The 24,329-nt window shown below is 34.3% G+C and carries 6 protein-coding genes; 4 read left to right on the forward strand and 2 right to left on the reverse strand.

Translation table 11 applies throughout. The features are described 5' to 3' along the window. Positions 1-1,833 precede the first annotated feature (1,833 nt). From rfaD to prlC, 4 genes are all read left to right on the forward strand, one after another. Complete coding sequence (rfaD, locus tag HBA_RS03355) at positions 1,834-2,757, forward strand: ADP-glyceromanno-heptose 6-epimerase (RefSeq protein ID WP_097032587.1); 924 nt, start codon at positions 1,834-1,836, stop codon at positions 2,755-2,757. Positions 2,758-2,794: 37 nt separating this feature from the next. Next, positions 2,795-3,835 (forward strand): lipopolysaccharide heptosyltransferase II, encoded by a 1,041-nt coding sequence (gene waaF, locus HBA_RS03360; RefSeq protein WP_097032588.1) that lies wholly within the window; start codon positions 2,795-2,797, stop codon positions 3,833-3,835. A gap of 3,147 nt (positions 3,836-6,982) precedes the next feature. Next, the gene (gene dapE, locus HBA_RS03365) at positions 6,983-8,110 is read left to right on the forward strand and encodes a succinyl-diaminopimelate desuccinylase (RefSeq protein WP_097032589.1); all 1,128 of its coding nucleotides are present in this window, start codon (positions 6,983-6,985) and stop codon (positions 8,108-8,110) included. A 2,021-nt stretch (positions 8,111-10,131) separates the two neighbouring features. Beyond that, the gene (prlC, locus tag HBA_RS03370; protein ID WP_097032590.1) at positions 10,132-12,174 is read left to right on the forward strand and encodes an oligopeptidase A; all 2,043 of its coding nucleotides are present in this window, start codon (positions 10,132-10,134) and stop codon (positions 12,172-12,174) included. Between the two features lie 4,151 nt (positions 12,175-16,325). Here prlC and tilS read toward each other — a convergent pair. Further along, positions 16,326-17,888 (reverse strand): tRNA lysidine(34) synthetase TilS, encoded by a 1,563-nt coding sequence (tilS, locus tag HBA_RS03375; RefSeq protein WP_457920924.1) that lies wholly within the window; start codon positions 17,886-17,888, stop codon positions 16,326-16,328. 98 nt (positions 17,889-17,986) lie between these two features. Beyond that, positions 17,987-18,148 (reverse strand): hypothetical protein, encoded by a 162-nt coding sequence (locus HBA_RS03550; RefSeq protein WP_157774263.1) that lies wholly within the window; start codon positions 18,146-18,148, stop codon positions 17,987-17,989. Positions 18,149-24,329 lie beyond the last annotated feature (6,181 nt).

A 24,329-nucleotide genomic window follows, 5' to 3' on the forward strand; every position in this document is an offset into this window, starting at 1 on the left:
ACAAAACTACTTAAGTAATCTTGATCATTTATTAGCGTAGTAAAATTAAACTAAAAATCTTTCTTGTAAATCAAGCCTAAAAACAATAATTTGCTTGTACTACTGTTAATATTTTGCGGCTTAAATTGGTTGTTATATTATACCAGTTAATCACACAATAAGTTATGGGTTATACCTACTATATTTATATCTAAATAATTTTTTAAGCTTAAACTTAATTATAAGCAACAAGTCATTAAGTTTTAATTAACAATAAATTCATATAGTTTACTGCTTATTGCTAAATTAATTTTATTAAACGCTCTTAAGTATTTAAGATTATACGTTAATATAACGTATCAAAATAAATAACAAAATATTTCGTATCTTTATAATCACAAATATTAAATATTGTTAAATAACTACTTATAGAAGTGTAATTTAATTTATTAAAATTGTGATAAGCTTGTGTATTTATAATAAATATAAGTAAATTTGATAAAATAAATTTAAATATGCGTTAGACTTGATAGAATCAAATAACATCTTAATACAAAATTAATAAATAAAAATTATGAGATAACATTAATTAGTATATTACTTTATCATTAATTATAAACTACAGATAAAGTATTTTACGACCAAATTGATTTAGTCAACACTTTATTCATAAATAAATAATTATTTATGGCATATTGCTTTAAATAAAGCAATAAGTAAATGTTTGCGAAAATAAGTTTTAAGCAAATAAAAACGTATATGTGATATATACTTGCTTGCTATCTTATTGCAACAAATAAATGATTAAAACTTCTTTGTTATAGTTATGTTCAAAGTAGTAAGCATTGCCGTATAAAATTTCTCTAATCAATATTTATATATTATTGTAGCGCTACACTAATCTACAATATTTATAATTAAAATTAAAATGTAATGCTATTACATAGACAGAAACAAAATAGTTTCTTGTTTAGAATTGAAATATCACACGTGGTATTCATTATTGACTATGTAAGAATCAAAGCGCACAAAAATATTCTTCCTTAATCCTTTGATTACAAAAAAACTTAATCCGCCACGCCAGTTAGTAAAAGTTGTTATGGCAATTGATCTCGATAAGCAGATTTACTAACTTTCTCCTCTTTTTAAAACACATGAGCCACTGCAAGCCTGCACTTAATAGTGTTTTGATAATCGATTCCTTTCTAAACTTGCCATCAATGCGCAAGTTAGTTGAACTATAATTATATCTTATCCCTCTTATCACCGCAACACGATAAACTAAAATCCTCGTGCCAGCGACATTGACGCATGTTTTATATTTTAGCGCAGCGTGATCAAAATTTATGCACAATGTCAACAGGATTTTTCTCACTGCGACCTGTTAAATATGGCGACGCATGTTCTCACTAAATATGACACGATTTTCGCGATGCCTTACTTTACTCACAAACCGTTGACTAATTAGTTGCGTCTGGAGATACATGCTAAATAACGCTAAATATAAGTATAGCCAATTTTAGCACATGAATTCACTAGCTGGGTTCCCAAACGCATTAGTTGTGCACAATGCCATTCGATCATTCCTTTAAAAGTGGTGTCATCCACAGAAGCTTCCTTTTGTTAGAATAGTAAATGTTTGCGATCATCATAAGAAATAATATTGCTGTTCACAAACCACAAATCTACACCTATAAAGTAGGTTAGATGAGCAATTAGAGAATAACTAGCACTTTATCCATAACGCATTTCTAGTTAAACTAGAACATATAAAGCTTAGGGGCATGCTATAATACAAGAGTATTATCAAGAGCTGATATTGTGCCTGCTCCATCATTTATTTAAGGATAGCTAATGATAGTGGTCACAGGTGGCGCCGGTTTTATAGGTAGTAATATCATTAAGGCATTAAATCAAATTGTTTCTAGCAATATTTTGGTGGTGGATAATCTGAAAGACGGCACCAAATATGCCAATCTAGTCGACCTGAACATAACCGATTATATGGATAAAGAAGATTTTATTGCTAGTATTATCGCCGGCGATGATTTTGGGGGTATTGATGCAGTATTTCATAAAGGCGCTTGTTCTTCTACCATAGAGTGGGACGGCAAGTACATGATGAATAATAACTATGAGTACTCTAAAACGCTCTTACATTATTGCATAGAACGTTCTATCCCTTTTTTATACGCTTCTTCTGCAGCAATTTATGGCAGGCAAACGCAACACTTTATTGAAAACCGGCAGTATGAGCAACCATTAAATGTTTACGGCTATTCAAAATTCCTCTTCGATCAGCATGTCCGAACGCTATTACCGCAGGCCAAATCACAAATTTGTGGCTTTCGTTATTTTAACGTTTATGGCCCGCGTGAAGGACATAAAGGAGACATGGCAAGCGTGGTTTTCCATTTAAACAATCAAATCAACACCGGGGAAAACCCAAAACTTTTCGTCGGCAGCAAAGATTTTAAACGCGATTTTATATATGTTAGCGATGTAGTTGCAGTCAATCTTTGGTTCTGGCAAAATAGTGTCTCGGGGATTTTTAATTGTGGCACGGGACAGGCAGAATCTTTTTGCTCTGTTGCAAACACAGTGGTGTCTTACCATAAAAAAGGCCAGCTAGAATACATTCCGTTTCCTAAAAAGCTTCAAAAGAAATATCAAACATACACACAGGCAGACTTGACCCAAATGCGCAAAGCCGGATACAACAATAAGTTTAAAACCGTATACGATGGGGTAATAGAATATTTAGGCTGGTTGAATTAATAACCATTAATTTTGTTTAAAACAAAAGAGCATAGTCATAAAAATACTGATAATCGGACCATCTTGGGTCGGCGATATGATGCTGTCTCAAAGCCTGTATCTCCTCTTAGCTAAGCGTTATTCTAATGTGGAGATTGATGTGATAGCTCCCGCCTGGTCCAGCCCTTTGTTGAACCTCATGCCGGAGGTCAGACAAGTATTGACTATGCCATTCGGGCACGGTACCTTGTCGTTATTGAAGCGCCGACGTCTGGGGCACGTACTGCGGCAAAACAGGTATCAGCAAGCGATAGTCTTACCTAACTCGTTCAAATCAGCACTAGTACCGTTTTTTACTGGTATCCCGCATCGAACCGGCTGGAGTGGGGAGATGCGCTATGTTTTACTCAACGACATCCGTACGCTAAATAAGCAGGACTTCCCGCTGATGGTGCAGCGCTATGCCGCACTTGCCTTTGATCGTCAGAAGATGCACAGTGCTACTGATTTATCTACACTGTTGCCCTGGCCGCGCCTCATGGTAAGCTCAACGGACATAGATAAAATGTTGTGCACTTTTATGCTGGATGATGAACGCCCGCTTATCGGCTTTTGTCCAGGTGCCGAATTTAGCCTGACTAAACGATGGCCGCATTATCATTATGCTGCGCTGGCTGAGACACTCATATGTCGAGGCTATCAAATAGCGCTGTTTGGTTCCACAAAAGACAAGTTAGTAGGAGACGCCATCGAAGCCCTGCTGCCTACAAACTCTCGTTCATATTGCTGTAACTTGACCGGTAAAACTTCTCTGGAGCAAGTAGTAACACTCATCGCTGCCTGTCAGGGAATCGTCAGCAACGATTCCGGTTTAATGCATATAGCAAGCGCTCTAGTTCGTCCGTTAGTAGCGCTTTACGGACCCAGTAGTCCAAATTTTACTCCGCCGCTTTCCCATAAGGCCCGGGTGATTAGCTTAATAAGCAATGACTGTAAAATACGTAACGAGAGTGATAAAAAAGGATACCATCCTAGTCTAATCGCTATCCAACCCACTCAGGTGCTGAGTGTATTGCAATCATTATTGCCCTCTAAGTAATTATATTGATTGTTGATATAAGGAGATCCGGATAAAATTACTTATCCAACTGACTAATTTTGTAAAACTTTCAATAAGAAAGAATGACACAACATGAAATGTTTTTCATGCAGAAACTAGTGTGACCAGACATGCAACAAGGTAATCTTTTGCATAAACGTATTTACAATAATGCCATACGACTGATGGCTGCCACTAATTGAGCTGAGCTCGAAGCTATATCTGCAATAACATGTATACCCCTCCTCTGAACGAGGAAAGTATTATATCTTTACCGGAAAGGTAATTTCCAATTAAGACACTATGTAAATAAATATTAGATATGTTGATAATAATGCATGTAAAGTCAACAGCCACAATAAGAAAATATATTTAATCTACTAATTGCTGCTGCGTTATCTAACGCAAGCCAAAGCATTAAGAATTTTATCATGACTTTACTACCTATCAAGTATATTGATAGGTGATTTTAATGAAGTCATAGACGCGATTCTATGCGAAAAACCAATAGTGCCTGCTAAATGTTATTAACCAATCTAAACAGTAATAGTTTGAAGAGTTAAAATCAATATAACACCCACTTAAATTAAGCAATCAATATAGAACTAGACTTAAAATTTATGGTGATATAAAGAGTAAATTTTAACTAAATTTAGCTTCAAAAGCTATACTCATCCCCATCAAAATTAACCGCATAAAATAAGGCTAAAATTATGAAAGTCAGTCTATCGACTATAAGTCGATAGTAAGAAATTTTAGCCTTGCAAGTAAAAGAACATAACGTTACCAAAATTAGTATTAATCCATAAGCAAACCATATCTGAGGATACTAGAGAACGCAACTAATTGCAAAAAAAATTAAAATCCTAAAAAGCGCCGACGTTGAAATCACTTCACGATCTGCAAATAATAGATACATTCAGGATACAATACTTAGCCGTATCGCTACGCTAAATTTTGAGGTTTATTAAAATAGCAACTGCAATATTATTGTTGAACCTATGCATGCTAATACTCTGTGCATGATTTTACACACGGTCTAGTAAAATGACTGTAAAACGAACACTACAAACATGGTTTTGTCGAGGGAGCAAACGCATCGTTTTATTATAGAAGTTGTTAATATTTAAGGAATGAACATAGTCTGCTAAATTGGTTGCCTCTAGCAAATAAAAAGATGGCAATACCCAGTCGCTAAATAATAACTAACTCATAAAACCGCAGAAACAACAAGTTGAAATAAAGCATCTTCTTAACTGCCTATTTATCAGGGCACAAACAGTCAAGTTTGATGAGGCATCATTACTGTTATTCAAATATAAACGAATAATTGCTGGGTTTATCTGACGGTGGTGTTAGATATGCACTACAAGTAAACTAATAGACAAAGCAATACTTACCTCGCCTAATTTGATACTAACCACCTTTTAAAAGTATCTTCATATAAGCCTACTGTGAGCGCGGAATAAAATACTAGTGACAACACCTAGAATCAAAGCCTCCTCTCTTATTAATAAGTGCACATTCCTTAAAGAATTACGGAGCCTCAGATAAAATACAACATAAGCTATCTAAGTAATAATTAAAGCCGTAACTCGATTCAGTCGCTTTTCAGAAATTTTGAAAAGAAAACAGATACCCAAGCAAGTTGTTAATGCCTTATCAAAGTAAATTTTGTTATAACCAGTTTATTATTCATAGAGGGTCATACATAGAGCTATAAGACCGAAATAGTCTAATAAATGGTTAACGCCAAACGACTAATAACGTCTGTTCAATAAATTTATAGGTGGGTTCGTTTAGTTGATTGCTACAAACGTCTATTATAAGTATGATATAATCTATATAATCTGGTTAGACAAGATACTTGCCTTTGATTATTGTTCGTTATTCATATTATTCAACATGAAAGTAAGTAATTAGTTGCGGTTAAGTATAGCTATTTAGAGTTAAAAGAAAACTAAAGAAAACCTCTCAAGTATCTCTGTGTACGTAGTCTAAACTTTCTTACCCCCAGCTTGCTACAGTTAGGCGCATAACCATGTCATTAAGCATACAATAACAAAGACATTCTCCGATAAACATAATCAATAATGTTTAGTACAAAAAAACAACTAATATGCTAATTTAATTCTCAAAAAAAAGGTACAACTCCAAGTTAAGGACGATCTAGAAGAGATATGGTCAGCAGAGAGTTCCAATGTCGCTACATAATGTCATTAATTAAATAATAATTAAATTGATATTGTATTAGCTAAGTTTCAACTAAGTGTTTTGCAGTGATAAAGTAACTAGAAAATATCGAGAATAATTTTAATTTTCCATATGTTACTGTAATAACAATCTAAGTTTAATAATAAGAACGATAAATTTAATTAAAATCTTATTTTGCAATAATCAAGTTATGAAGTAACCGCACAAAATAGTAATTTAATAAAAAAACTTAAATAGTATTTAAGACTGCTCTAGTTTGTTTAAAAACTAACAAAGGTTGAGAGGATGCTATATTTCACCCTTTGCAGTAAACAATGTTTACTGCAAAGTATAAATAATAAATTCAAGAAGCATCAAAACAAAACGTGACTTACCTTTAATAAATTAAAATTTATTTAATTTGTAAAAGCTTACCACAACACTAGATCTAACGGTCCTTTGCCTTCATACTGCAATCTTATATTCACCTAGCCAGCTAATCAGGATCCTATCCACTCCTTTTCCGCTTAAGGTAGTTTTTGATATTTTTCTAACGACTTACAATACCCCTGAAGATCCATGGCATCAAAAACTGCGATATGATTATAAATACCCCGGTTGCTTGATGAACAGTAAGTGGTGGCTTACCACTTTCATAAGCATTAGTATAACTAACCGTAATGGTTTTCACATCGATCTTATATAGCACTTTATCAAACTTTTGGGTTGGTAAAGATTATTTAACACCCGCAGCATTACCTAGAGAAAACTCAGCGATTAATGGTAAATTAAGGTCGATAGAAATCGTCGAGTGCAGAGCTATGGGTGGTGCAATACTCTAAATAAACTAGACATCATTAAACGCCGTTAATGCAAACAACAGATGGTTATATACTGTAATGACATTTTTCCCCAAAAATTATTAATAGACGAACAATAGTGAGAATTGAAAAAATGTTTTGTCCCGTACTGGAACTTGCTCAACAATTAATTAAATGTCCCTCAATTAGCCCCGAAGATGCAGGATGTCAGGTAATCATATCGGCCCGCCTAAAGGCGCTAGGTTTTGTCATTGAACCAATGCCGTTCGGCGACACCCTTAATGTCTGGGCATGGCATGGCCAAAGTTGTACATTGGCTTTTGCTGGCCATACGGATGTGGTTCCGGTCGGCGAAACTCAATACTGGGATAATCCACCATTCGAACCAACGTTACGCGACGGCATGCTTTACGGCCGCGGAGCGGCGGATATGAAAGGATCGCTAGCTGCTATGGTGATCGCTGCCGAACGCTTTGTTGTTCAATATCCGGATCATCCGGGTAGATTGGCATTTCTTATTACCTCTGATGAGGAAGCTGCCGCACAGAACGGCACGGTTAAAGTAGTCGAAAAATTACGGGAACGCAAGGAACGGATAGACTATTGCCTGGTAGGTGAACCATCTAGCAGCCGTCAGGTTGGAGATGTCATCAAAAATGGCCGGCGTGGTTCACTAACAGCTAAGTTAGTAGTACAGGGAGTACAGGGTCATGTCGCCTATCCGCAACTAGCGGATAATCCCGTGCATAACGCAATGAATGCGCTAAAAGAACTAGTAGAAACTCAATGGGATGATGGCAATGATTTTTTTCCACCTACAACGATGCAAATAGTCAATATTAATGCCGGGATCGGCAGTAATAATGTTATTCCTGGCGAGCTGCAGGTGCAATTCAATTTTCGTTTTAGCAACAAGCTATCAGACGTTATCATTCGCCAAAGGGTGGAATCAATAATGCAGCGACATAAGTTGCGCTACCAACTAGACTGGTCGCTTTCTGGCCAGCCTTTCCTGACTGCAAGCGGCAAACTATTGAATGCGGCAGTGCGAGCAATAGAACAGTATCAAAAGTTAACGCCCCGTCTGGAAACTACCGGAGGCACCTCAGATGGGAGGTTTATTGCTGGTTTGGGTGCAGAGATTGTGGAATTAGGTCCGGTAAACGCGACTATTCATAAAATAAACGAGTGCGTACGCGCTGCGGATCTTCAACTGCTTAGTAGCATATACCAACGTATTATAGAACAGTTAATTTTATGATAACTACGTTAACAATGACAGGATATGTTGATAGGCATTTTACCTACTGAACCCAGAACAACAGCTATAGTTTAAGAAGCAGCAAGATTCTTTATCTAGTTACAGAAAGCGGTGACGCAAAGAAAACTTCTCTCCTATGCTTACCCAGTTAATATTTTGTAGCATTACTCGCTTGATTGAATATCTAAAAGGGTACATTTCATGGTTAGTGCTTATTTTATAAATAACTAACAGTCAATGTTGAATTAACTTAATTAAACGATACAAGCGGAGTCTCCGCTGTATCGCTCCTTATGACAACTAATCTCAATATTTATTATCTTAATTAATTGAACTTAAAGCAAAATTATAGCTAAAGCTAGAGAGGTTTTTACCTGAAGAGTATTTTGCGCTTACTAGATTACTCGAACAGCATCTAGGTAATATAAATTTTATCCGCTCTACGCAAACGATCCCAGTTACATAGTATTAAAGACCTGAGGGCAATATCAGCCATCGGTTATAAAACCGTCCTATGACGCACCTCACATTTGTATTAAAAAATATATTTCTAGTATAGAACTAAACTATGCTGATTTATTTTGTATGCCATTTTCAGCATCATATAGGTAATGATTCATAAAAATCTACCTATCAATACTAAAATAACTTGACATTATAACGGTAATTTTATGTTTGCACATATTTATTATAATACTTAATAGCTGATAAATTTCGATGTTAAGGATAAACTTCTAAGCCATGTGTGCAACAGTATTGCTAAACACAGACTTAAAACAAGACTCATTACAATAATCGTCTGTAACTATTAGTAATATTTTTTACCATAGTACATTATACAGATAAGCATTAGCGGTTTTAAGATTCACTTTGCCTAAAATCAATAATTAAATTGTGTTACTATAATTATAGTGAATATATAGCCATCAAGTGCTATGTATTTATGAATTGTTGTACAGCAATATGTTGACAACAAAATCGCAAATTAATGGGTTATTAACTAGACTTCTTGGCAACTATGATGAATTATACCCACACGTAGTATAAGGCACCACTTAATTAACGCAAAGTGAAACACTTTACTTAAATGACCTATGTATAAAAAGTTATGAAAGCATTTATGAATCAAACAATAAGTTCTAAAAAAACAGGTGCTGGTATTTTGATACCAAGTTTATTACTATTCTGACATTGAAGACCTAACTTAATTTATGTGTATAATTTTATAACAACAAGATTATATTATATGTGATTTAATCAAAATAGCACCTATATTGTAAAGCACTAATGCGTCATACTGCTCTAACACAAACACGTCCCACGCTATAACAACCGCTACTTAATAAAACTATAGTCAGCTAGATAAAATCTCAGCTAAGATATTTGCTCACCTATGGTAGGTACCATGCATTAGGATGAATTTTTATTATTCCGAGCTCGGTAATCAACCAAATAAACATTGCAGTTAATGAGAAAATCAGAGCGGCTAATAGATACCTTAAAATATCAAAAAACAAAAGATTAAAAGCACAATGATTACCTCCCCAAAATTTTATGGGAGACGATAACATACACCTCAAATCATGTATGTGGACTAATATTTATATATCACGGAAATAGGAACTTTCCTTATTGAGAAAGAACTTGTGTATGTCTTCAGATAGCATCTGGCACCAAAGATAACCAGCAGCAACTCTTACAGATCTGCATTATTTAACTTTTGATTAAAGGTAGTTCGCTGGGTATGTTTTCAAATAACAAATAATGCATAGTTATATATAACTAATAATTATTTAACTACTAATTACATAACTTCATCTGCGATCAACTCAAACAATGAGTTACTCATACTTAAAAATTATAAAACTGTCATTTAATCATACTGAGGTTAGAATCTCAATAGACATAAAATAACTAGTCAAGCTGTTCGGTGGATATTAAACTTTTCTTGCTATTAATTTTTGCTATAGTCTAGTCTTAAAGTTAATTTAATAAACATTTACTATAATCAGGACTAAAATATGACTAATCCATTATTAACCTCGTTTTTATTGCCCCCCTTTACTGCTATTTGTCCCGAGCACATCGTGCCAGCCATTAAAGCCGCGATTAATCACTGCCGCCACACCGTTGAAGAAGTAGTAACACAATCCCAACCTATTACTTGGGAAAACTTTTGCCAGCGGTTAGCCGATGCTGATGACCATTTGAGCCGAATTTGGTCGACAGTAAGTCATTTAAATGCCGTAAAAAACAGCCAGACACTACGCGAATCCTATGAGCAAAGCTTACCGTTATTATCTGAGTATTACACCTATGTAGGGCAACATTATGGTTTGTATCAAACCTATCATAATCTGCGCAACAGCCAGCATTATGTAAAGTTGAGCGTGGCGCAGAAAAAAGCGGTGGATAACACGTTGCGCGATTTTGAACTGTGCGGTATCGATCTACCAGCAGAAAAACAGAAGCGCTATAGACAAATTGTTACCAGGCTCTCAGCGCTAGGTTCAGCTTACAACAATAATGTGCTTGACGCAACCATGGGTTGGAGCAAATTGATAATTAATGCACAAGAGTTAATTGGAATGCCAGAAAGCGCTCTTGCTTTCTCCCAGGCCCAGGCAAAAGCCCGCGATCAGAAAGGTTGGCTCCTGACGCTAGACATCCCAAGCTATTTACCGATTCTTACCTATTGCGATAACTCCGCGCTGCGTCAAGAACTCTATCGAGCCTATAACACCCGCGCTTCTGATCAGGGACCAAATGCTGGTAAATGGGACAATGGGCCCCTTATGGAGGAAATTTTAGCACTGCGTCATGAACTAGCTCAATTGATTGGCTTCGAAAGCTATGCAGACAAATCTTTGGCGACGAAAATGGCGAAAAATCCCCAACAAGTACTAGATTTTCTCATCGATCTGGTCAAACGTGCGCGTCCTCAGGGCGAAAAAGAATTCGCGCAACTGAGCGCTTTTGCGCAAAGTCACTTCGGACGCGATACGCTAGAACCGTGGGATATTGCCTATTATAGCGAAAAACAGAAACATTATTTGTTTTCCATTAATGAAGAGCAGTTACGTCCCTATTTTCCGGAGGAGCGGGTTATAAGCGGTTTGTTTGAAGTGATCTATCGCATTTACGGCATCACTACTAAAGAGTGTAAGGATGTTGAAACATGGCATCCGGATGTCCGTTTTTTTGAGCTATTTGATGAACATGGCGAAATAAGTGGCAGTTTTTATCTCGATTTATACGTACGCGATAAAAAAAGAAGCGGCGCCTGGATGGACGATTGTGTAAACATGATGCGTAAAGCTAACGGGGAATTGCAAAAGCCGGTAGCGTATATTACTTGTAATTTTAACTGCCCAATAAGCGGTAAACAAGCGCTATTTACCCACAGTGAGGTTATTACACTATTCCATGAATTCGGTCATGGGTTGCACCATATGTTGACCCGTATCGATACCCCAGGGGTGTCTGGCATCAATGGCGTACCATGGGATGCGGTGGAGCTACCGAGCCAGTTTATGGAAAACTATTGCTGGCAACCTGAAGCTCTGGCATTTATATCTGGCCATTACGAAACCGGCGCACCACTGCCTGACGAATTCTTGAATAAGCTGCTTAAGGCCAAAAATTATCAATCGGCGTTATTTATCTTACACCAGTTGGAATTAGGCTTATTTGATTTCCTCATGCATCACCAATATCAACCGGATCAGGGAGCGCGCGTGCTAGAGACTTTAGCGAAAGTAAAAAAACAAGTGGCGGTAATACCAACCGTGCCGTGGGGCCGTTTCTCCCATTCATTTAGCCACATCTTCACCGGCGGCTACGCAGCGGGGTATTACAGCTATCTTTGGTCCGACGTCCTAGCAGCAGATGCCTGGGAACGTTTCGAAGAAGAAGGAATTTTTAACCAGAACACCGGTAAATTATTCCTTGACACAATACTGTCTTCCGGCGGTTCCGAGGAGCCAATAGTGCTCTTTGCCCGTTTCCGAGGTCGCGAACCGCAGCTAAATGCTATGCTTCGCCATTACGGCATCCTAGAATAAGGAGATGTTTGAACACACGGTTTTAAGATACGCACATCTTATTGATCCCTATGTGCTTGTAGATTTTAGCCGCGCGCTCTAAGGATTGTTCACATAAGAAATCCTCAGGCTAACCTAGCATTGACTATAAAGCATAAACAACTAAGATCGCGCAAGAATAGCAAGCCCCCAAATAGGATTTATTACCTAAAGCAAAGAGATCAACAAAAGTTTGACAATTACTAAAGACTAATAACTATTAAATGTGGTGTATCTTATTTTAATTTTTTTTTCGCATCAAATAAAAAATGCATTTATAAAAATAAAAATTAAAGCATGTATTTCAACTGCTGAAGGTACAAGAAGGTGTCAATATGGATTTCTACACAAACTTAGATCCCGATAACAAGAATCATTATTTGATCTATAGATGCTATAAATTAATTTACGCAAGCCTGGTAACAGGCTATAGGAATAAATTGTTCAACGCTAGCCTTTAGTATATTAGATAATTCTTATGATGAAAATTTACCTCCTGAATCAGAATAACCCGCCGTTTATTTTACATATGGATTGGTTTGCCAGATAAACACATTAGCAATACGGTTGGTTTTATAATAGAGTTGAGCAGCTTTACAAATCGAGTAAGTAAATCTACTAAGAACTTATACTGATATTAAACAAATATCCGCTATTACAAATTAAATATTTCTTACAGTTAGGCTGGTGGTCAAAAAATTTTGCAAGATCTCTTACACTTCAGTTACATGGAGCGTATATATTAATAAAGTATTAAAATATGCAATGTAATGCTATAATTCAGTATGAAGCATTAGTCGCGATAAACCACAAAAACACGCTGATGCTATAGTTTAGAGCCACTTTCCAGAAGGAAAGTAATGCGTAGATAATTGCCTTACGATCGGATCGTAAGCTGCGCTGCGCGCAGCATGCACAAAATATAGGCCACTCTTTTGAATTTAACCTTGATAACTTAATTTACAAAATCCTAAATAGAATGATAGAAAGCTTTTTATAGTTAACAATGTTGTGCGCCCACCCTAATTAAAGGTGGGGCGTTTTATGGGAAACTATGGCTATTTTGTTCTCTAATGCGATGGTTAGATACAGCAGAGATAAAATAGTTTTCAATGTTATATCAATAGATTTATGACTATGGAAAACCCCATGCTTAATAAGTTAAATATTGAACCTATTAAAACTCGCGTAACCTCGATATTATAGCTGATGCCAAGCAGTCCTTGATATTTTAATTAATACTTTACCATCAAATTGCGATGGAAGGTATTTCCCGCCTAATTCAAGATAGTTATAACCACATATTTATTGCTTTAATAGCAATTTAATAAGACACTTGTGATAGGTAACGGACTTATTATAAAAAATTTAGGTCGCATATGGTCCGAACCGATAACGGTAATTAGGAAAAGTTTAACTCATTTACCTCTGGTATTTTCCCAGAGATAAAACAATCTAGCAGTACGATTATTAAATCACGATATCAGTAAGTAAGAAGCTATTGAAAATTAAACTCTTTATCTACTAGTAATTACTAGTTAGATGATTATGATTTTCATAAAAATTACAGATTAATTTTCTTCAGAAAACACTAGTTATCAATGGCACTGATATCAAACCAAACATTACCGATGGTATCTATGGGGTGCTCAAATGTATTGAAATCACGTAAAGAAAATCAAAAGCATAGATCATCCGGAAAGCGGTTATCCTAGATTGAAATAAACACACATCACATTTTTATATAAATCATGAAACGAATTAAAATACTTAAATTATATTTGATATAGCTATCCATTTTAATGTTCACAAATAAATCATCTAGTTATTTAATAAAATTACTTAATAGATAAAATCTATCTGTGGTATCAGTTTAACGCCCAATCTAGGAGTATACCAAAGATTTAAAAACAGATATATTACTTAAATACTGCAAGGTAGTACTAGCTGAATTTCCTAACGCAAGCGTATCAAGATTATTTTGGCAAAAGTTGCGGAATAATAGACATACTGTTAATTCATACTAGCTACTTATTTAAGTCTTTCTAAAAACAGGCACTTTTATTTATTTGGCGCTAAAATTCTATTATAATATTGCAATCTGATACCATTATTTGATGTGGTATAATAGTACACTTTAATCTAAGATGGTTGTAAATATTGTTAGCAAGACTCTATTAAGATGCCTGCCTCAGGCATCTATTTTGCCTTCAGGATTTTAAAGAACGGCAACTTCTGTAGTTATTCGATAGAACCACAAATCAGGACTATATTTACGACAGATAATAACGCTGTTATTAATATCGCTACTAGTGAAAAATAATGCTTTCCAGGTAATCTAAAGATATTCAATAAATTAACATTAAGTTCTAAAAGGTGATGTTGACATAACCAGACCATTAATTTACATTCGCGCACATTTAGTACTACCCTTAAATAAACGAAGCACTTTTCCATAAATTATATATCAGTAACGTCACTCCCGTATCATACCTAGCTAGGCTAGTTTAACTGCGAAATCTTCGTTAAAAAGATGTATCATATTGCCATGTTATTTTACTATTAAGCGTTTTTATGTGTAAGTCAGATCTAGCGACTAACTATCCCGGTTTTTCAACTTTTAGCCGGCTAAAGATCCTACTTATCATTTCTTGGGTATAAAATTACGATGAAAACGATGCTTATGGCACCGGTAGCCACCAACGCTAGCATTCTTTGTTTATTTCTACTAAATTGCGACTGTATTTTGAAAAATGCATGAATGATCAAGTAGCAGCAGTACTACTAAGACATAAACGGATGTTATTGCAATAAACATCAAAATATAAAGTAGTTATGCGCTTAGATATCGCGTTCTAAGCGTATCACTTATCGAAAAATTCATATAAATCAAGTATCGAGAGCGCTTTAATATTTTAGGATTTTACTCTTAGACGTTGTCTTCTCTTAATTCAAAATCATAAAGTTAATTTATTTTAGGGTTAATGGTACGTTTAATAACATTTTGCCTTACTAACAAAACGCTCTTTTCTCATATTATAAATGAATGGCCGAACAACTGATATTAATAGTTTGCGTTATTTATTTAATAAGTATAAGTTTATCGAGAACTAACTAGACTAATTTAATTCTAAGTTTGGCCGTAAATACTTTTCGTATTAATTCACAGGTAAAGAAAACAGTTGAGATTAGCATAACTACCCAACACGGATGAACAGTTTCAAATGCTGTTTGCTATCAAGAGAGAGCTCAGTGTGTTGTGACAGTACACGCTCTGTATAGAGCGCTAAACTTAATTGTGTATATCATTAAGTCTTCTGTTCCCAGAAGACAACAGATAAATTTATGGAAAGTGATTGCCGAGAATATCTAGTATTCGCTAATACCTGACGCTTTTATGTCTTATAATCTCTCTATTGTTAAAATAGGTTACAAAATAAATTCGTAAGACGTGGAAACTATGTGAAGTTTTTTATGCTAGAGAAATGCATGGTTTTCTATTTACTATGGTTATATCAAAAATGACAACAATATCTTATTTTCTACGTTAAGAGTACGAATTAATTAAAGAAAGTTCTCTCCAAAAGAGAACCATATTTACAATACACTTGCATAAGGTGTTTAATATTTTGAGGTAATTTGCATTAATATTAAATTTACTTTAAAATTATTATGACAGTCCATAACGGTAATATTACCCAGGGCTTTTCGATAATATTTTCAGATTATCGTGATTTGCCTTTATCTTATAATGTTTAGTGTAAGTTACTTAACTTGTCGTTATCTAGTAGTGTCATTTGTGAGTGTAGCACCATGTTAATTAACCATTTTATCTTCTAGGAAGATAAGTTCCATGCTATAATGGTTTAGGAACTAAATATAGTTACTAATAAAGAATAACTAATGAATCATATTCTACTCCTTAAGGACACATCAGCAAATTAATCATACCCCTGACTAAGATTAATACCACTCACGATCCAGTTTATCACGAATTAGGTAAAATGACAATAGTGCATAATAATTTAAGTTCTTCTATTTTACTCGATCCGTGATGGGTGTTATACTTACCATTAATTATTTACACGACCATAATCCTCTAACAATATAACTTACCTATTACTATTCTCAAGCTAACTAGTACTTGAATTACTATTCGATGATAATCGAAACAGATATAATTGCTTATCAAACTTCTGTGGTGCTCCTTCTCGGGTAATAAATATCCCTATCGCTGCGATGAGCTGATCATTATAAAACAGCAACGGTATGCTATTGCGCCGCCAAGGAGGAACATTACGTTCCTGCCAAATTTTTTTCAACTTTCTACCACGATGCCGTCCAATTATATATAACAAACCGCTCACTGGACCAAAGCGCACTGATACCTGTTCGTCAAGTCGTGGTATACGAACGATAGCGGCGGGCAACGCGTCATTAAGGGTACCAACAGCAATGGAAGTAATAGCCTCTATGTCAACTTTATTGTCTGTTATAATCTTGGTGGCATTAGGGGATGTATGGAAGCCTGAAACAGTGACCATTGCGGCATCGTGCAACCTATCAACCCCCGTTATACCCACGTTCCACTTCGGTAGGCCGATTAAAAAAGCTTGGCTATTAGAGTTGTTGTCGACGTTTACTAGATATCGAATAAGAGTGCCAAGCTCCGCAGGCAACTTTAGTCGATCGTTATCCGGTGGCCAGAGCAATATCGTTATGCAATCAAAAATAGTCGTCAAAAGTGGCAACACATAAAGACGATCACGAAAGCGTCTTACCTTCCGATTATCGATCTGTATTTGCGCAACCGCATCGCGCTGACTGAGAGCTACGTCTTGCCACAGTCGTGTCAATTGCAGGAATGAAGGCATCCTCACGCCGCATTTACTCAACCAACGACGTAACAAGGCAGCTCGTTTAATATTGCTCATGTTTATTAGCTCCGTTAAACGCAGTGATCCGTCCAACTGAATAAACGCATTTAGCGTTGGCGATAGCAATTCATCCAAAAGCAACTCCTGATCTGCGCAGAGCTGTGCGCTGCGCGCGGCGGCAGCAGTAAATTGTGGCCAGCGCTGGCACATGGGGGGCAGAATCTTATGACGCAAAAAATTGCGATCGAACCGCAAGTTGGTATTACTATCGTCCTCCAGCCATCGGAGCTTACGTACATGGCCGTACGCCTCTAGCTCTGCTCGGTTATAATTTAATAGAGGTCGCAACAAGCGGTGACCGCGAAATGGTACATCCGCCGCCATCCCAGCCAGCCCGGCTGGGCCACTGCCACGTTTAAGCGCTAGCAACAGCGTTTCTACCTGATCGTCCTGATGTTGTGCGGTAAGTAACACTTCTTTTTCTACTAACATTGATGCGAACGCCTGATAACGCGCGGCTCGCGCCGCAGCTTCAATACCATCCAACCTAGCGTCAAAAACCACACGTGCCGTGACAAAAGAAACGTTACGCTTAAAGCATTCGTGCGCGCAATGAGCAGCCCAATGATCAGCGTTACGGCTTAATCCATGATGGATATAAACCGCCCTGAAAATTAATTTACTTATACCATGCAGCTCGTTTGCACCATCGCGCAATGTGGTGAGTATATCTAGCAATACCGTAGAATCCAAACCGCCACTGAATCCCAGCACCAACAAGCTGTAAGGCGCAACATCACATGCAACACTGTTGCACATTGCCTGCACCCGCTCACTTGCATTAGACCACATACAATAATTACAATTGTAACCGATCAAGATCGGTAAAAAAAAATAATTTCTTGCAGGAGAGCATATCAACCTGTCTCCAGTTTGCAGGTCAAGCTGGAGACATTAAAATTGGCAATTGCTTGATCATTAACAACACTGAAAGCTAAGTTACACAAACTCTGGGCTGCCTGCCGACTTGCCTGCCCAAGTTGCAGCAGGCATAGCAACTCAATAAAATACTCACTCAACTGTGATAAATCTCCTTTACGACAATTCCGGTCTTATATGGGGATGTCCACTAATGAGTAAACACACCACGCTCATGACTTGATAGTTAAAATGTTTACTACGCGTATAGTCGCTGACTATCATGTAAATATAGTACAACTTTTGTAGGCAAATAATATCTATCCCTAACTATATTATGTTTACTGGCAACATATTCTGCTCACAACTAACACCCTCGTGTATACTAATTTTCCCGCTTTCCGGCCACAACCGCGGCCCATACAAGATCTACAGAAAATAACGATTTATTTCAGTATCCGCAGAATAAAAACTATTCTAGGTTAATTCCGTATCCTAAATATCGGTTGAAAATTTTATATAGCGTTAATAGAATAAAGCACAATATCAATAATAAATTTAGCAATATGCATCTTTCCTTCAAGAAAGATCCTGCTTGCAAACACCACGAGTAACAACCGCTGGTACGGTAACAGCGCGTTAGCAGAGAATCAACTTATTTAAGTTTAATAATTAAGTAGTAATTTATATATTGCATAACATATGCTACTAACGAACGGTATAGTTCTTTATTTTATTTTGTTTATTACCTCAAAAGTTAAGCACAAAAGATATCAGATGAAATTTATTAATTAACTTATGCGTTCCCTGCGTCAAATTATGAACATGTAATTATAATGTTATAAACACATGCCTTCTGTGTACAATCAGGCAATATATTAAGATTGTGTATCCACAAATTAAAATCGTCGTAGTGCTTAAATTAAGTCAATTTGTATAACAAGATTATCTTTTAATTTTATTAGAACTGATATTCTATCATATAATGAGATATAAGAGTTTAGTTCCACAACCATATCAAGATCATATAAAATATCTGTCGCCCCGCAAAGTCAAAAAATCTCACTCTAACGCCATTACTCCAGCCGGGATTGCCTAGTTACCACGTCATGGTAGTAACCTTGATTAAGGTATAAATACCATAGGTATATAAAAATCTGTGCAAAAGTGCTCATAACTTCATTAGTTGACAAATTTTATTTTTGATGTTCTAAAGCTGACAGATATCTAATAACGTTACCCTTTCAACTACAAAATTCAACTATACTGTGCAGTGCGTTAGTAACGACACCATCTAAATGAACACCACGATGCTTTCTTTAAAGAGCCGAGAGGGAGAGATATGTATCATGCAAACTGCGTGAAAATGTGTTCATAAAATCCCTCTATGTTAGGGTAACTATCGCCTATAATTACAAAAAATCTCAGAAACATAAAAAGATAAGAAATAAATACTTACTTACCCTATACTAAAAATTAGTCATGATAGATATCATGATGCCATCGCATAATTAGTAAGTTATTTAAATAGCTTTTTCGAGAAGCTGCAAATAAAAATGATGTACACCTTGCATACTAACTAAAATGTAAAAGCTGGCAGTAAAGAGCTAGAAAATAATCGCATAAAGCACATTTACTCTTCTTGTTGAGTAAGGTAGTAATTTGTTGCTACAATATTTTATCATTTAATATTATCGCCGTAAGATCTCTATCTCTGAGCAGATATGAGTAGTACACAATAGTAAATAACCTACTCCAAAAAAACGACCGTAAAATAAATTCAATTAATTACATGTAAAATCGCGCTAGAATAAAATTCTAGTAGAAAACTGCAAATTGTGAATAATAGAAGAATTTAAGGTGTATTTAACTAAAAGGAGAAAATGTATAAAAGTACTGCTTGATACGAGCTATAGTTGATAGTTATTTTATCCAGAAACACAGTAGATAATAAGCACTAAGATATGCTAAGTTAGAAGCTAATTCTATGTAGAACTTAGCGATTAAATACAATAAAGTTTTAGATGAAAGTCAAATGATTGACGAATTAAACCTTAGCCAGCGCTGAAAATATACTCATTCTTGAATGAGTCTTAATATGTGTTATTAGCTGTCTGCTATAAATATTAACTAGTTTGTAGCGAGTCTGATATAGACGCAAAATAGTATACCGTTGGCGTTCTAACGAAAATCCTACCGTAACCAGAAACGAAAAGCAAGCAACAAACAACTATTTACTTAATAATTAATAATCTTCTAACTAGCTGTGGGCATATAATCTTATCTAGATAAAATTGCTAATCAAGTTATTGATTTAATCTGTTTTTAATAGATAATAGATATTTTAGTAAAAGATCTTTAAATCTACATTATCTTTAGTTGAAATAGAACAAATCATGCAAAATTACCTACGTATACAATGATAAATATGCGATGTTAGCAGCAACCTCAGTGATTAATTCACGCTAGTTACCTTATCTCATGATTTTTATAAATAACAACCTTGATTAGGTTGACGTTATAATTTCATCATACTACTGCTGCCTAATGGTGCTATACTAACTCCTTGATTTAGTAATTTATAATAAATTTTGCCTTACTAACGTTTTAGTACAATTGTCTTTAACATCTATATGTTTTCATACTTCTAAAAAAATGCATGTAATTCTTATCAAAATTATCTCTACGAATCATGTTTTACGTTATTTGATAGCTCTGCGGAGCTTACTGGAATGCAAGAATCTATAATAAATATTTCTTGATCTAGTATAACAGACCGATCGCTGGTTCCTAGGCTATCTTAAAAAGATGTAATAGTTAGCATTAAATCCAGCAAGAGTTTAATATTGCCCAGCGCATCGCGGTGTATGGCCGGACAAACATATCTAGCACCACCACTAAAGAGCTGCTCTAGCCACATCGAGAGATGTAATTGACGTTAGCTGCATAAGATTATGGGGACATTTCTCATTGAGAACATCTTAATCTATAAGATGTGATATCTTACCGTGTACGTTTTTTATATTTACTTTTTAGTTTGAACCCTAGTAACTTCTTGGTTATATACAGTTCTTCCATATCTAACCGGCCAAAAGCCTATCACACCCTGTGGGTATAATGTTATGATAAAAAGAGCGATGCTTTTCGCATTAACATGGTTACCGCTAACACACAGGATTTTGACACTAGATTTGATTGTCAAGGACTCGCTAAAAATATATATAGTAGTATAGCAATGTTATAAACAAATGAATACTGAGATAAATATTAAAATATGATGCAATAGTACAATTAGTTGTGTGTTTGGTTTGTCTATTATCAAGAAAAGATGCATACATCAGATATTGATAACGTATGAATATTTTGCAAATGCAATTCCTTTATGTAAAGGAGTTCTGTCTTTTCTTAAAGATTAAGAAGTTAATCTGTTAGAGCGTAATAATACTATTATTAATACTTTCCTTGCCATTCAAAACACAAGTTTTGACTCAATGACTAATAGCTAACAAGCTGATGTTTATTACTTGCACATTGTCCTCAAAAAATAAAAAATAAGCTTGACCGATTTAAAGTTTTAAACCGAGCAGTCAATACTTTACTCATTAGATCACCTATCAAGCATATAATGAAGTTTAAGTAAAATAAAACTCTAAAACTTAAGTAGCCAATTTAGTCGTTCTTACAAGATGTACTAATATTACGCGCAAGATATCTGAGCATATTGCAACCGCAGTTTTTAACGGTATGAACGACACGTTATTACGACGTAAACACACCCCGGAAAATGACCGTATTTAAATTGTTTCCACTACCGATATTAATCAATCTAATAGGTTTTATAGCTGGTTTACGTCAAAGTTAAGGAACGCACAAACTTAGTTAAGTCATTTTAACATCATATAACAGCACAACAATGTCAAAAGCTTCCTAGTAACGCTAGGAAGCGGCTACAATCTCGAAACCTGCTGATATTAAAGCAGCTCCAATTGAGCAAATACTTTGCCTATTATTTGATATAATAAGTTATAATCATCACTCACATGCATGGCGAGAATAAATATTCTCCGTTGATAACGTGAAATATTACTTATACTTATGCTGTAGTTGTTACTATGCGTAACTACATTTTATTCATTTATTTAATTTTTCTTTCCTTGAAAATAAAACTATTATTTAGTAAATATAAAATTACTTTTCTTACGACTATAGGTAATGACTTTAAATAAGAATTCACTTAAACTACTAATTATAAATAAAAATCATAAAATAAAATTTTTCTTAACTAAGATTTTCTAAAACATATATTATATTAAGTAGCAGCATTACTTCATTATTAATTAAGTTATAGTGTTTATATCTTAGTACGTAATCTTTTAAAATACATAATATATCAAAAGCTATTTATCTGATACGTACGTCGTGATAATACTAGCTGCAGTTGTTTAAATAAACAACATGTAATGTTTTTAGTAAATTATCATCAATTAGAAAATCACTTACTATCTCCATATTATGGTAATCTAGCCATGATCACCTTTATGTTAGATAACTTGTGTATTATAAAACATTATTTAACATAACTATATTTATCGATATTGTTAAGAAAAGTTAACGAGGAATTTACTTCTGATACTGCATACATTAAAATATATAAATTAAATGATATTTATTCCCTTACAATATTGAAGCAACATTTCAATGGTTGCAACAACATCAATCAATATTGTGTTGATAACAAAATCTTTGACTGTATTTTATAAAATATTTGTAATATCATATACAGTCAGCAGAAATATATAAAATATTAGATATCATATCGTAAACAACTAAGTAGTATTTGCTATTTAAAACTAAACTATAACCAAATATTTTACATGATTAATGATAACTTACTGAACATAAAACAACTGACAATAATATTAGTAATTAACATTACTATTAGATTTAAAATGATTGTTTATAGTTAGCTGATCTATAATAACTTATATTAGTCATGAATTTTATTGGCTAAACATTAATAATTATCATTATTAATGTTATATTTAAAATATTGCCAATTTATCGTTATAATACTGTTAATTAACTAATTAAACATAAATTTGGCATAGTAAAATACTAAGTGACGCTTCATGGTGAGCATTAAACTTTTAAAGATAATAAAAGAATATATCAAGATAAGAAAATATTAACACATATAATTAATTATATAAATAAATTTCACTATCATTCAACAGTACAAATTTATATAATCTCTTATTTTGTTTAGCCATACAAGTAACGCGATTGCGCTTATTTTAGTATCAAGAAATGAGTAATATGATATTTAGAGTGAAACAATTAAATCAAAGATTAAGGTACTAATAAATTACATCAGTAATACCTTATGACTAGTGTCACAGATACTATTTATTAATAAAAACAATCATGGGAAAACCACCTAGAAATCTAGGCTATTTGCAGCCGTGCATTTATTAATTAGCTGTTTTGATATATTGCATTATAAATGCATTAATGTCACTATACCGTAAAAATTTCTTAGACAAGATACTTGTAAAGTAATACATTAACTCACCAGTTAAATTAAACAATAAAGCACTAAATTACTTTATTTTAATTATTGTATTAAAATACTTATCGGCTATTCGTTATATACAAATACTTTTCCTGAAAATAGTCAGTATTAGGGTAAGAAAATAGATATTTAAATCAAAAGCTATAGTAACAAAGTATAGTAAAGTACTTACTAATAGTAAAAATTAAGTTTGTATACTAGAAGTTAGTATACAAGATATAAACCCCGAACTAATGATCATGGTTTACATAACATTACCTATTAACCAATTATTAGTATTGTCTAGTATAATATCTTGATGACTAGTATAAATATTAAAATAATTAATATTAATTTTACTGATTTATAGTAAAACTGTATAAATCTATATTTACTAAATACTTACTAATATACAGTGACTTTAATTAAACGTTACTTTACTTTATCTAAAGTGCCTTACAAGGCTATAATAGTTTCCTGAAATTAATTGCATATAATTTATATTGACTAGTAAAACATTTACCACAACTTACCAGTTAATATCACTAATAAATCACGTAATCTAACTTGCATTTAATACAATATTTATTATCGTTAATGACCAACTTATTAAATAAATTAAAGCAATATAGCGCGTTAATCTTTTACTAAATTTCTTAACAAGAGCATAAATAAATTATTATTTTAAATTATAAATAAATACTACTTGACAAATCATTACGTAAATACTTATCAATAATGTTATTCAGGTATTTATTCACTGTAACTATTATGGTATCGAACATAATTTT

Source organism: Sodalis endosymbiont of Henestaris halophilus (assembly GCF_900161835.1).
Taxonomy (GTDB): domain Bacteria; phylum Pseudomonadota; class Gammaproteobacteria; order Enterobacterales; family Enterobacteriaceae.

What these genes read in the sequence shown, in the direction of transcription:
- tilS (WP_457920924.1), bottom strand. Translation starts at nt 17,888, where the DNA reads ATGTGCAACAGTGTTGCATGTGATGTTGCGCCTTACAGCTTGTTGGTG.
- rfaD (WP_097032587.1), top strand. Translation starts at nt 1,834, where the DNA reads ATGATAGTGGTCACAGGTGGCGCCGGTTTTATAGGTAGTAATATCATT.
- prlC (WP_097032590.1), top strand. Translation starts at nt 10,132, where the DNA reads ATGACTAATCCATTATTAACCTCGTTTTTATTGCCCCCCTTTACTGCT.
- dapE (WP_097032589.1), top strand. Translation starts at nt 6,983, where the DNA reads ATGTTTTGTCCCGTACTGGAACTTGCTCAACAATTAATTAAATGTCCC.